Origin of the sequence: Mesorhizobium sp. WSM4904 (assembly GCF_029674545.1) — a bacterium.
Classification (GTDB): domain Bacteria; phylum Pseudomonadota; class Alphaproteobacteria; order Rhizobiales; family Rhizobiaceae; genus Mesorhizobium.
In genome coordinates, this window is record NZ_CP121354.1 from 3,616,308 (window position 1) to 3,628,849 (window position 12,542).

A 12,542-nucleotide genomic window follows, 5' to 3' on the forward strand; every position below is an offset into this window, starting at 1 on the left:
CGACGTCGTCATCCTAGGGCGGAGCGACGCGAAGCGGAGCGAAGACCCTAGGATCCATGCCGTTACCTCTGCCGAAGAATGCAACGCTGCAGAATGGGGCAGAGGTTGGCTCCTTGGGAGCCTTTTTCTGCATCGCAGTATCGCCTCTATATCACGGCATGGATTCTAGGGTCTGCGCGCGTCGCTTCGCTCCTTGCTCCGCCCTAGAATGACAAAGCGGTGGGTGTGTTGGCCAATCGCAAAGGGCCGTGTTCTGCCCGCGTAGCAACCTCATCAACCTTTCCTTAACCGTGCCCAAACGGATCGCCGGGATTCGCCCGGCGCGTCGCTCCCTGATCGTTGACATTCGAACAAAATTAGAACAAATTACGAACATATCAACAACAGGAGAGAGTTATGGCCGATCTGGTTCAGGATGTCGTCTCGCTGGTTTGCATGAGCACCTTCCTCATTTCCATGGCGATCTGGATTGGCGCCATGTGATCGGGCGGCTCGCCGCCGCTTGCCCCGGGGGCAAGGGTCCGCCCTCTGTTTGGAGCAGGCAAGAGCCCGCCCTGGGACGGGCAAGAGCCCACCCCTTGTTAAGTCTTTCTTGGCCGCGCCGCCGCTAGGCTGGTTTCCGAAACTGGAGCCAAAGGCAGTGTCGGTCATCGTCACGGTCACCCTCGTGGCCGGAAATCTCGGACTGATCTTTCTTTTGATGACGGCGCCGCTCGGGCGGCGCACGGTTCGCGTCAGCCGTCTTGTGGCGGCTGACGTGAACCGCCTCTGGCAGGCGCTTTGGCCGTTCGGCAGCGATGCCGGCTGGTCGGGTGAAATCCTCTCCGCCGAACCGCTGGACGGCGAGGGGACGGCACTGATCAAACTGTCCTGGGAAGGGCGCGATGGCCGGCCGATCGAGCGCAAGGCACGGTTCGACGACGTGGTGGAAGGCAGGCGCTTCTCGATGCGGGTCATCGAGGACACGGCGCTCGATTCCTCGTTCTGGGCCAATTATCGCGAAACCGCCGAGCTCGTCCCAGAAGGGGATGGAACGCGGGTCACGCTTACACAAACCGATCGCTATCGCGGGTTCGCCTTCCTGATCTTCCGCTTCTTCGCCATGCGCCGCGAGCTCGCCAAGCTGCAAGTCTGGGCGAGAACCGGAACCTATCGCAAGGGCGGCTGGTTCGAGCATCCGGTGAGCCAGATCGGTTTCGCTCTGCTTTCGGCCTTCATCCTGTGGCCGTTCTTCGGGCTCAATCCCGGCGGGCTGGCGCTGGCCGCCATCCTGACCTCGGTGGTCGCCCTGCACGAGCTTGGCCATATGGCGGCGTTCCGCCTCACCGGGCATCGCCAGGCGCGGATGATCTTCATCCCGCTGCTCGGCGGCATCGCCATGGGCGGCAGGCCCTATGACAGTCGCTTCGAGGTCGCCTTCGTGGCGTTGATGGGCGCGGGCTTCTCCGCCTTCCTGGTGCCTCCCCTGATCGCCGCCAGCGGCCTTGCCGGCAGCGAAGGGCATCGCCTTGCGGCAATGCTGCTGGCGACGCTTGCCGGCTGCGCCTCGCTGTTCAACATCGCCAATCTGGTGCCGGTGTGGAAGTTCGACGGCGGCCAGGTGCTGCGCCAGATCTGTCCGGGGCCGCTCGCGCTGGCGCTGGCGTCCTTCCTGCTCTTGTCCGCGCTGCTGGCGCTCGGCTGGCGCGCCGGTTTCTCGCCCAGCTTCCTGCTCATTGCCGGCGCGGTGTTTTCGATGCTGAGCCTGCTCACCGTCGGAAGCGGCGTGAAGCCGCGTCATGAGCTGAAGCCGATCCGGACCTTCGACCGCTTGGCCATGGCCGGCGCGCTGCTCGCGGTCTTTGCCATTCACGGCTATGGCGTGCTCTGGGCCTCCGCGCAACTGATGTAGTTGTGGTCAGCCCGTCTTTCGGTCCAGATCGGCGACTGGGACCGCTGCAGGGCCGAACACGTCCTCGAAGGCGGATTTCAGCGCGACGTCGAGGTCGGCCATGGTCACCGGCAGGCCGAGGTCGACAAGGCTGGTGACGCCGTGGTCCGAGACGCCGCAAGGCACGATGCCGCTGAAATGACCGAGCTCCGGCTCGACATTGATGGCGATGCCGTGAAAACTCACCCAGCGCCTGAGCCTGATGCCTATTGCCGCGATCTTGTCCTCGGCGGGCGAGCCGTCCGGCAGGGCGGGGCGATCCGGCCGCACCACCCAGACGCCGACCCGGTCCTCGCGCCGCTCGCCGCGCACGTTGAAGGCGGCGAGCGTGCCGATGATCCATTCTTCGAGCGCCGCCACGAAGGCGCGGACATCCTCGCGCCGGCGCTTCAAGTCCAACATCACATAGGCCACACGCTGGCCGGGGCCGTGATAGGTGTATTCGCCGCCTCGGCCCGCGGCGAATACCGGGAAACGGTCGGGCTCGATCAGGTCCTCGATGCGCGCGCTGGTTCCGGCCGTATAGAGCGGCGGATGCTCGACCAGCCAGACCATCTCGCCGGCGGCGCCGCTGCGGATCGCCTCGGCGCGCGCTTCCATGAAGGCGAGCGCATCAGGATAGGGGGTCAAGCCGGGCTCGATCACCCATTCGACCGGCGCCGAACCGGGAAGGGGCAGAAACGACGTGGCGATCTGGCTGCGGTCTGTCATGGCGCGTCTCTTCTGAGGCGCGCCATGGTTGGAACCGGATCCAGGCGGGCTCAGATTATGTGTTTGCACCCCAAAAATCCGTCAGCGGCTTCGGGCGATGTGCAATTGCCCCTCATATGGCGGCAATCGACAAAAACGTCCAGTTCCGCCGGCTCGCGGCAAGGCTGTGAGGCATTGTGCCAGATGCTTTGTCCGATGCATGTCGTCCTCCCAAAACCGCACCGCACTTTTGGGCGACATACATTAGCGAATATTCCGCACGGCGCACTTGTTTCGCCGGAAACGATTTGCTACAGGCCCCGGGCCGGACGGTTCCGGCTCCTACCACGTGCGGTCGTGGCGGAATTGGTAGACGCGCAGCGTTGAGGTCGCTGTGGGGCAACCCGTGGAAGTTCGAGTCTTCTCGACCGCACCAAGTTCTTCCGACAAGACCGTTTCTGATCCGCCGGCAGGACCTGCGCCAGCGATCAATATCGCGGGCTTCCGACTGCTTTTGGAGGCTGAAACGGTAACGGCGGCGTGTCATGCAGACCTCGCCGCCGCACTCGCAATCCTGCTCGATCAGAGCGTCAGGCCGCCTTCTTCGTCCGCGCCAGCGTATCGGCCACGACCTCGCCGAACGAGGCCGGAGTCGGCACGATCACGACGCCGGCATCCTTCAGGATCTCGACCTTTTCCTGCGCCGACTCGCCGAAGGCCGAGATGATCGCGCCGGCATGGCCCATGCGGCGGCCCTTCGGCGCCGAAAGGCCGGCGATGTAGGCGATCAGCGGCTTCCTCATATTGTCGCGCGCCCAGATCGCGGCTTCGGCTTCCTGCGGTCCGCCAATCTCGCCGATCATCACCACGGCGTCGGTGTCCTCGTCGCGCTCGAAGAGCTGGAGGATGTCCTTGAAGGACGAGCCGTTGATCGGATCGCCGCCGATGCCGACGCTGGTCGACACGCCGATGCCGAGCGCCTTCATCTGCGAGGCCGCCTCGTAGCCCAGAGTGCCGGAGCGCCCGACGATGCCGACGCGGCCGGGCAGATAGATGCTGCCCGGCATGATGCCCATCAGCGCCTGTCCGGGCGTGATGACGCCGGCGCAGTTCGGCCCGACCAGCCGCATGCGGTCCTCGAAGCGATAGCGGCGCATGTAGCGCTTGACCTGCATCATGTCCTGCGAGGGGATGCCGTCGGTGATGCAGACGCAGAGCTTTATGCCGGCGTCGGCCGCTTCCATGATCGAATCGGCGGCGAAGGGCGGCGGCACGAAGACGATGCTGGCTTCGGCGCGGGTCTCGCGCACCGCGCCCTTGACGGTGTTGAAGACAGGCAGGCCGAGATGCGTCTGGCCGCCCTTGCCGGGGGTAACGCCGCCGACCAGCTTGGTGCCGTAGCGCTTCATGTCCTCGGCGTGGAAGCTGCCGATCTTGCCGGTGAACCCTTGCACGATGACGCGCGTGCTGCGGTTGAGCAGGATTGCCATTTCTCGACCTCCCTCAGGCTGCTTTTTTGTTCTTGGCGGCCGCGCGCCAGGCGGCGACGGCTTTCTCTGCGGCTTCGGCCAGCGTGTCGGCGACGATCACCTTCTCGCCGGAATCGGCCAGGATGCGGCGTCCTTCCTCAACCTTGGTGCCGGAGAGCCGCACCACCAGCGGCACATCGACGCCGACCTCGCGGATCGCCTTGATGACGCCCTCGGCCACCCAGTCGCAGCGGTTGATGCCGGCAAAGATGTTGACCAGGATGGTCTCGACCTGTCTGTCGCCGAGCACGGCGCGGAAGGATTTCGCCACACGCTCGGGGGAGGCGCCGCCGCCGATGTCGAGGAAGTTGGCCGGCTCGCCACCGGCGATCTTGATCATGTCCATCGTCGCCATGGCGAGGCCGGCGCCGTTGATGATGCAGCCGATATTGCCGTCCAGCCCGACATAGGAGAGGCCGCGGTCGCTGGCGAAAGTCTCACGCGGGTCTTCCTGGCTCTTGTCGCGCAGCTCGGAAATTTCCGGGCGGCGGAACAGCGCGTTCTCGTCGAAGGACATTTTGGCGTCGAGCGCGACGAGGCTGCCGTCGCGGGTCACCACCAGCGGATTGATCTCCAGCATCGAGGCGTCATAGTCGCGGAACACCTGGTAGCAGCCGAGGATGGTTTCGGTGGCCTTGCCGATCAAGTTGCTCTCAAGGCCGAGGCCGAAAGCGATCTCGCGCGCCTGGAACCCCTGCATGCCGACGCCGGGATCGACGGTGGCGCGGATGATGGAATCCGGCTTCTTTTCGGAAATGTCCTCGATCTCCATGCCGCCGGCGGCCGACGCCACGATCATGACGCGCTCCTCCTTTCGGTCGAGCACGAAGCCGAGATAGAGTTCCTGCGCGATGTCGACCGCTTCCTCGAGATAGAGGCGCGAGATCAGCTTGCCGCGTGGGCCGGTCTGCTGGGTCACCAGCTTGCGGCCGAGCATGGCTTCCGCCGCGCTGGAGATCTCCTCGTCGTTGGAGCACAGCTTGATGCCGCCGGCCTTGCCGCGCGCGCCGGAATGAACCTGCGCCTTCAGCACCCATCTCGAGCCGCCGATCTCGCGCGCCCGGTAGGTCGCCTGCTCGGGGCTGTAGGCAAGCCCGCCGCGAGGCACATGCACGCCGTGACGGGCGAGCAGTTCCTTGGCCTGGTATTCGTGAATGTCCATCTTGTCCTCCCGGTAATTCTTTAATGCGCCGCGCCATGCGCCTGGCCGGCGCGCTCGATCGCCTCGCTCACCACCAGCACGTTGCGCGCCATGCGCTCGGACGCGGCGTCGATCATCTTGCCGTCGAGCGCGGCGGCACCCTTGCCGAGCGCCTCCGCCTCCTTCAGCACCTCGAGGATGCGCCGGGCGCGCGTCACCTCCTTTTCCGGCGGCGAGAACACATCGTTGGCCAAAGCGATCTGCGAGGGATGGATCGCCCATTTGCCTTCGATGCCGAGTGCCGCGGCACGCCTGGCGGCGGCCGTGTAGCCTTCGGGATCGGAGAAATCGCCGAACGGCCCGTCGATGGCGCGCAAGCCATAGGCCCGGCAGGCGACCGTCATCCGCGACAGCGCGAAATGCCACTGGTCGCCGGGGTAGTCGGGGTTCAAGCCGCCGATGTTGACGGTGCGCGCCTTGTTGCTGGCGGCATAGTCGGCGACGCCGAAATGCATCGCCTCCAGGCGGCCGGGCGTGGCGGCGATCGCCTCGACATTGGCCATGCCGAGCGCCGTCTCGATCAAGGCTTCGAGGCCGACGCGGGTCTTATAACCCTTGGCCATCTCGATCTGGTTGACCATGGCCTCGACCATATAGAGGTCGGCCGGAACGCCTACCTTCGGCACCAGGATGGTGTCCAGACGGTCGCCGGCCTGTTCCATGACATCGACCACGTCGCGGTACATGTAATGGGTGTCGAGGCCGTTGATGCGCACCGAGACGGTCTTGCCCTTGGCGCGCCAGTCGATGTCGTTCAGCGCCTGGATGATGTTCTTGCGGGCGCGCTCCTTGTCCGGCGGCGCGACGGCGTCCTCGATGTCGAGGAAGACGAAGTCGGCGGCGCTGCTCGCCGCCTTGTCGATCATTTCCGGGCTGGAGCCTGGAACCGCCAGCTCGCTGCGCTGGAGCCTGAGCTTCTTGAGGTGGTTGATGGTGTGGCTCATCGTCCGCTCCTCACGCCGCCTCGGCGACCGGCATTGCGGCGGTGCGCCGGAAGTGGTCGATCGCGGCCGCCACGCCGGAGCCCGGCGCCAGGCGCACGCCGCAATCGAGCAGCGCCATTTCGGCCGCCGACAGCGAGGCGCAGACCATCACCTCGTTCAGCCAGCCGAGATGGCCGATGCGGAAGACCTTGCCGAACACCTTGTTGAGGCCACCGCCGAGCGATGTCTGGTAGGTGCGGTAGGCGCGCTTGACGACGTCGCCGCTGTCGATGCCTTCCGGCACCAGGATCGCGCTCACCGTGTCGGAGTGCCATTGCGGCGCCTTGGCGCAGAGCTTCAGCCCCCAGGCGTCGACCGCCTTGCGCACGCCCTCGGCCAGGCGATGGTGGCGGGCGAAGATGTTGTCCAGCCCTTCCTCGGCGATGAGGTCGAGCGAGGCGCGCAGGCCGCGCAGCAACTGCGTGGCGGGCGTGTAGGGGAAGTAGCCGGCGTCATTGGCGCGGATCATGTCCTCGAAGGAGAAGTAGCAGCGCTGGTGGGTCGCAACCCGCGACGCGGCCAGCGCCTTGTTGCTGACCGACAGGAAGCCGAGGCCGGCCGGCAGCATGAAGCCTTTCTGCGAACCGCTCACCGCGCAGTCGACACGCCATTCCTCCTGGCGGAAGTCGATCGAGCCGATCGAGGACACGCCGTCGACGAAGAGAAGCGCAGGGTGGTTCACGGCGTCGAGCGCGGCGCGGCAGCCGGCGACGTCGCTGGTGACGCCGGTCGCGGTTTCGTTCTGCGTGCAGAACACCGCCTTGATGCGGTGCGCCTTGTCCGCCCGCAGTCTCTCGGCATAGAGGTCGAGCGGGACGCCCGTTCCCCATTCGCAGTCGATGACGTCGACGTCGAAGCCGAGGCGCTCGGCCATGTCGACCCACAGATGCGAGAACTGGCCGAAGCGCGACATCAGCACCCGGTCGCCGGGGTTGAGCACGTTGGTCATCGCCGCCTCCCAGGCGCCGGTGCCTGACGATGGATAGATGAAGACGCGGCCGGTCTCGTTCTTGAAAACTCGCTTGATGTCCTCGAACAGCGGCAGCGTGAGATTGGGGAAGGAGGCGGCGCGCATGTCCTCCATCGGCAGGTTCATGGCCTGCCGGACCTCTTCGGGAATATTGGTGGGTCCTGGGATGAAAAGATGGGTGAACCCAGCCATGCGCGAACTCCTCCGATCGTTGGGATTGTTCGGGGAGTGTCGTTGGGGCGGCGTGTCGCAACAACACCTTGCCGGGTAAGTTGTCGCCGCGCGCGGGTAGGGCGGACCTACCCGGGCTCCCTACCCGAAAGGCGACTTGGAGGTGCGGCGCTTCTCGTTCGCATAGAGCGCGACCGCCATGGCGCGGTTGCGCACATCGAGCTTGTCGTAGAGATTCTTGAGGTGGTACTTCACCGTGTTTTCCGAGATCCCCGTCCGGGTCGCGATCTGGAGATTGGTCCAGCCATCGGAAAGCACCGCGAGCAGCTCGCGCTCACGCACGGTGAGCTGCGACAGCGGCGTGTCGTTGACCTTGTTGATGTCGATATAGGGGATGCAGATGCGCCCATGCGCGACCGCCAGGATCGTCTCGAAGATGATCGGCGGATCGTCGAACTGGAAGCAATAGCCCTGGGCACCGAGGCGCACGCACTGCTTCAGGATGCCGATGTCATGATCGTTGGAAAAGACCGTGATGCGCAGGTCGAGCTTGCGGTTCTGGACTTCCGCCAGGATATCGGCGCCATCCATGTCGGCGAGCCTCCAGCCGATGACGGCGACGTCGAAGCTGGTGTCCGCCGCCAGCTCGAGGAATTGCATGCCGCTCTGCACGGAACTCACCAGCTCGAAACGGCCATCGCATTCGAGCATCTCGCGGAGCGCCGACACGACGAGCGGATTGCGTTCGGCAACGACGACGCGCACGCGCCTCGAGCCAACTGCTTCGTTCGTTTTCCGGGACTTGAGGTCCAAGGCCTGCCGCTTGTCCTTTCGATCTTGCAACTTGCCGGCCACTCAGGACCTGGATCATGACAATTCTGCCGCAACCGCAGGGGCGCGCTCTTTCCGCTGCGACATGCGCTGTCGCGCCGGCTGAAGCCGAAAATTGTCCTGCCGTCAGATCGCTTGGAAGGCGTCACGGGACATATTTCACTGAATATTCCGCATGCTAGCGCAACGATTTCGCAAGACGAATCGCTTCACGGCTCTATCTGCCGCATTGGCATCGGATTTCCCCGAAAAGCGGTTTCCACTTTCGGGACTCATGCTCTAGACCTTGATTTTGCACCATTTCCGGATTCCTGTTGGCGGAGGCGCTGGTGGAAGCCCAGGACACAGAGACGACCGGCGCCAGGGCCGCCGACGAGCACCACGCCGACATCTACGGCGAGGACGGCGCCGTCCGCTCCTCTTTCCTTGCCCAGATCGGCGCGGCGATCGCGGACCGTGACACGCTCACTTTAAAGCGCGAGGTCGACGATCTGCACCAGTCGGAACTGGGCGATCTGCTGGAGGCGCTGCATCCCGAACAGCGCCGGGCCTTGGTCGAGCTGCTCGGCTCCGATTTCGACTTTTCCGCGCTGACCGAGGTCGATGAGGCGATCCGCCTCGACATCGTCGACAATTTGCCCAACGAGCAGATCGCGCAGGCGGTGCAGGAGCTCGATTCCGACGACGCCGTCTACATCCTCGAGGATCTCGACCAGGAGGACCAGGAAGAGATCCTCTCGCAACTGCCCTTCACCGAACGCATCAGGCTGAGGCGCTCGCTCGACTATCCGGAAGAGACGGCCGGCCGGCGCATGCAGACGGAGTTCGTCGCCGTGCCGCCGTTCTGGACGATCGGCCAGACCATCGACTACATGCGTGAGGACAAGAACCTTCCGGAGCGCTTCAGCCAGATCTTCGTCATCGACCCGAGCTTCAAGCTGCTCGGCGCCATCGACCTCGACCAGATCCTGCGCACCAAGCGGGCTGTAAAGGTCGAGGAGGTGATGCACGAGACCCGGCATGCCATCCCGGCCACCATGGACCAGGAAGAGGCGGCGCGGGAATTCGAGCAGTACGACCTGCTCTCTGCAGCCGTGGTCGACGAGAACGACCGGCTGGTCGGCGTGCTCACCATCGACGACGTCGTCGACGTCATCCAGCAGGAAGCGGAGGAAGACCTGCTGCGCATGGGCGGCGTCGGCGACGAAGAGCTGTCCGATACCGTGCTGGCGACATCGCGCTCGCGCGTGCCGTGGCTGCTCGTCAATCTGCTGACGGCGTTCCTGGCGGCGTCGGTGATCGGCCTGTTCGACCGCACGATCGAGCATATCGTGGCGCTGGCGGTGCTGATGCCGATCGTCGCCGGCATGGGCGGCAATGCCGGGTCGCAGACCATGACGGTGACCGTGCGCGCGCTGGCGACGCGGGATCTCGACATCTACAATGCAGCCCGCATCATCCGGCGCGAGGTGGGTGTGGGTTTCATCAACGGCATCGTGTTCGCCGTGCTGATCGGCATGGTCGCCGGGATCTGGTTCCATGACCCCAATCTCGGCGGCATCATCGCCGCAGCGATGATCATCAACATGTTCGCCGCGGCGCTGGCAGGCATCCTGATCCCGTTGCTGCTCGACCGCTTCAAGATCGATCCGGCGGTGGCCTCGGCCGTCTTCGTAACCACCGTCACCGACTGTGTCGGCTTCTTTGCTTTCCTTGGGCTGGCCACCTGGTGGTTCAGCATTCGCTAAAGCAATCGAGCGCCGTCAATTGACTTTTACGTAAATGCCGTGCGACGTTGCCTCGGGGTCAAGTGCCGATTCCAGCACATGACGGGGTTTGATCGGAGGAAGGGCGACGCTCCAGCTTGGCGATGCCTGGACGTTTGGGCGTGGGAGCGAGAATGCGGGAATATTACACGATCACCGAACTGACACGCGAGTTCGACGTGTCGACCCGGACGTTGCGGTTCTACGAGGATGAGGGGCTCGTGCAGCCGATCAGGCGTGGCCGCACCCGGCTGTTCCGCCCCTCCGACCGGCATCTCATCCGTCAGATCATGCGCGGCAAGCGGCTCGGCTTCTCGATCGCCGAGATCCGAGAGATCATCCAGATGTACAAGGAGCCGCCGGGCGAGGTCGGCCAGCTCAAGCTGATGATCAGGCGCATCGAGGAAAAGCGCGAGGACCTGCGGCAGAAGCGGCGCGATCTCGAGGAAACGCTCGCCGAGCTCGACCAGGCCGAGGAGTCCTGCGTGGAGCGGCTGGCGGAACTTGGTGTGAATACTTGAGGCTTAGAGCCGGCGATTGCAGGGCTACTATCGCAAGGATCCGAGATTAGCCGAAGCTTTTGAACTTCGTCATCCCAGGGTGGAGCAGCCGCGAAGCGGCGTCGCGGAGACCCTGGGATCCACGCCGTTACCTTGATCATGGAGCACAGCGGAGCAGAATTCTGAACCGTTGCAACGCCTTAGCGTCACGGCATGGATCCTAGGGTCTGCACTGCGTCGCTTCGCTCCTTGCTTCGCCCTAGGATGACGACGTCGCAGACGCTTCTGCTAATCACTAAGGTGTGCGACCTGCCTGCACCCGCAACCTTCATTGCGGACGCAGCCTCAAATCCAGCGCCGGACCCGCTTGGCGTAATCCCGATATTTCTTGCCGAACTTTGCCGTCAGCATCCTTTCCTCCTTCTCGATCGCCATCTTCTGCGTCGCGAAGGCGGCGAGGAAGGCGAAGATCAGGAACCAGGCGATACCGGTGATGAAGGCGACGCCGATCAACAGCAGCGTGTTGGCGAGATACATCGGATTGCGGGTGATGCCGAAGGGGCCGGACGTCACCAGATGGTCGGGCTCGGCATTGGGATTGAGCGTCGTTTTCGCGCGCACCATGGTGCGGATCGCCGTGACCCAAAGTGCTGCGACGCCGAAGAGCGCCACCCAGCCGGCGCCGACCAGTATGTCGCCGAAGATGTCGCCGATCCAGGGTAGCGGGTAGAGCATGCCGAGCACGACGCTGAGCGCGATCGCCACGACATAGATCACGGGCGGCCAGGGGATGATCCCATGCTTCGGCTGGGTGTCGGTCATTGCTGTCCTCCCTCCATCGTGCTTTCCGTCGCCGCGGTGCAGGTGCTCGCGAGATCGGCAAGATGCGACTTCCAGATGCTGGTCTGGTCGTTGCTGTAAAGCTTGTCGAGAGACCCTTCGTCCTTCAGCGTGTCCAGCATGCAGCCACAATAGCTGGAACAGAACGTCGTGTCCCGCTGCTGTTCGCAGGACGTCTGGCAGGCTTTCAGGAAGCCGGCGTCCTTGTCTTGCGGCGGTGCCGGCATGACCTGCGAAAGCAGCCAGACCGAGCCGAACAGTACCGGCTGGTGGATGAGGTAGAAGGCGAGGCTGTGTCGGCCGATGAAGGTGAAGGGGTTCGACCAGCGGCCGGGGATCCAGTTCCCCAGCCGGGCGAGAAGCCCGGAGGCCGAAGCGAGCTTGACGGCCGCGATGCCGGCAAGCACCGGGCCGAACCATGGAAACAGCGGCACATAGTCGTTCGAGCGCGGGTTGGTCGCCGACAGCCCGACCCACCACAGCGCCGGATGATCGAAGACTTCCGACCGCAGATAGTAGGGCGCCGCGATCACGGCCGCGGCGACAACGGCCGTCAGCAGCGCCGGTAGCCTGAGGAAGGCGAGGCCGAGCAGGCTCGCCAGCGCGATCTCATGCAGGATGCCGAAGAAGATGAAGCCGTCCGGCGTGGCGATGTAGGTGACGGCCGAGATGGCGATCGCCGCCACGGCAACCATGGCGAAGCGTTTCCAGAAGCTCGGCCAACGGATCTGCCTTCCATGGGCGAGAAACAGGCTGACGCCGACCAGGAACAGGAAGGTCGAGGCGATGCAGCGCGCATAGAGCTTCCACCAGCCGAAGGCGGTCAGGCCGGGCGTGGTGTAGCCGAAATTCTCGAGATCCCAGGTGAAGTGGTAGCTCGCCATCGCGATCAGCGCGATGCCGCGCAGGATGTCGATGGCGGCGATGCGGCTGTGTTTCGGCGCGTCCTGGACGGCTTCGCTTGTCGTTTGAAGGCTCATCATCTCGCAATCCGATTCAGTCGTGCCAAACGACTATCACGGTTCGCGCGAACAGCAGAGGGGCCGCTGCCGTTGGGGGAATGGCGCGCCGCTTTAGGCCAGCAGCGGAAAGCCTTTGGCCGGCTTCGCTTTTCGGCCTCTCGGAGTCGGT

The 12,542-nt window shown here is 64.5% G+C and carries 11 protein-coding genes and 1 tRNA gene; 4 read left to right on the forward strand and 8 right to left on the reverse strand.

Annotated elements, in window-relative coordinates:
- Nucleotides 1–640: 640 nt before the first annotated feature.
- Nucleotides 641–1,891, forward strand: coding sequence for an SRPBCC family protein (locus QAZ47_RS17210; RefSeq protein ID WP_278230151.1), 1,251 nt, complete (start codon nucleotides 641–643; stop codon nucleotides 1,889–1,891).
- Nucleotides 1,892–1,897: 6 nt separating this feature from the next.
- Here the strand turns inward: QAZ47_RS17210 and lipB are convergent, their stop codons facing one another.
- Nucleotides 1,898–2,641, reverse strand: coding sequence for a lipoyl(octanoyl) transferase LipB (gene lipB, locus QAZ47_RS17215; protein WP_278230152.1), 744 nt, complete (start codon nucleotides 2,639–2,641; stop codon nucleotides 1,898–1,900).
- Nucleotides 2,642–2,971: 330 nt separating this feature from the next.
- Between lipB and QAZ47_RS17220 the strand changes: the two genes are divergently transcribed.
- A tRNA-Leu gene (locus QAZ47_RS17220) sits at nucleotides 2,972–3,056 on the forward strand.
- Between the two features lie 154 nt (nucleotides 3,057–3,210).
- Here QAZ47_RS17220 and sucD read toward each other — a convergent pair.
- The 5 genes from sucD to QAZ47_RS17245 all read right to left on the reverse strand — a co-directional run bounded on the left by sucD (nucleotide 3,211) and on the right by QAZ47_RS17245 (nucleotide 8,239).
- Complete coding sequence (gene sucD / locus QAZ47_RS17225) at nucleotides 3,211–4,110, reverse strand: succinate--CoA ligase subunit alpha (RefSeq protein WP_095814361.1); 900 nt, start codon at nucleotides 4,108–4,110, stop codon at nucleotides 3,211–3,213.
- Nucleotides 4,111–4,123: 13 nt separating this feature from the next.
- The gene (locus tag QAZ47_RS17230) at nucleotides 4,124–5,311 is read right to left on the reverse strand and encodes a malate--CoA ligase subunit beta (protein WP_278230153.1); all 1,188 of its coding nucleotides are present in this window, start codon (nucleotides 5,309–5,311) and stop codon (nucleotides 4,124–4,126) included.
- Nucleotides 5,312–5,331: 20 nt separating this feature from the next.
- Nucleotides 5,332–6,294 carry a CoA ester lyase gene (locus QAZ47_RS17235; protein WP_278230154.1) on the reverse strand — a complete coding sequence of 321 codons (963 nt, stop codon included), beginning with the start codon at nucleotides 6,292–6,294 and terminating at the stop codon, nucleotides 5,332–5,334.
- 10 nt (nucleotides 6,295–6,304) lie between these two features.
- Nucleotides 6,305–7,495, reverse strand: coding sequence for an aminotransferase class V-fold PLP-dependent enzyme (locus QAZ47_RS17240; RefSeq protein WP_278230155.1), 1,191 nt, complete (start codon nucleotides 7,493–7,495; stop codon nucleotides 6,305–6,307).
- Nucleotides 7,496–7,615: 120 nt separating this feature from the next.
- Nucleotides 7,616–8,239 (reverse strand): response regulator transcription factor, encoded by a 624-nt coding sequence (locus QAZ47_RS17245; protein WP_278201937.1) that lies wholly within the window; start codon nucleotides 8,237–8,239, stop codon nucleotides 7,616–7,618.
- 395 nt (nucleotides 8,240–8,634) lie between these two features.
- Between QAZ47_RS17245 and mgtE the strand changes: the two genes are divergently transcribed.
- Nucleotides 8,635–10,053 carry a magnesium transporter gene (mgtE, locus tag QAZ47_RS17250; RefSeq protein WP_278201938.1) on the forward strand — a complete coding sequence of 473 codons (1,419 nt, stop codon included), beginning with the start codon at nucleotides 8,635–8,637 and terminating at the stop codon, nucleotides 10,051–10,053.
- Between the two features lie 152 nt (nucleotides 10,054–10,205).
- A complete protein-coding gene (locus tag QAZ47_RS17255; RefSeq protein ID WP_126088626.1) occupies nucleotides 10,206–10,592 on the forward strand; it encodes a MerR family DNA-binding transcriptional regulator in 387 nt (128 codons plus the stop codon).
- A 324-nt stretch (nucleotides 10,593–10,916) separates the two neighbouring features.
- On the opposite strand, the gene QAZ47_RS17260 is transcribed toward QAZ47_RS17255, so the two are convergent.
- Together QAZ47_RS17260 and QAZ47_RS17265 are read right to left on the reverse strand one after the other, a co-directional pair.
- Nucleotides 10,917–11,393, reverse strand: coding sequence for an isoprenylcysteine carboxylmethyltransferase family protein (locus QAZ47_RS17260; protein ID WP_278201939.1), 477 nt, complete (start codon nucleotides 11,391–11,393; stop codon nucleotides 10,917–10,919).
- Nucleotides 11,390–12,391 carry a DUF1624 domain-containing protein gene (locus QAZ47_RS17265; protein WP_278207869.1) on the reverse strand — a complete coding sequence of 334 codons (1,002 nt, stop codon included), beginning with the start codon at nucleotides 12,389–12,391 and terminating at the stop codon, nucleotides 11,390–11,392. The genes QAZ47_RS17260 and QAZ47_RS17265 overlap by 4 nt, the downstream gene beginning before the upstream one ends.
- Nucleotides 12,392–12,542 lie beyond the last annotated feature (151 nt).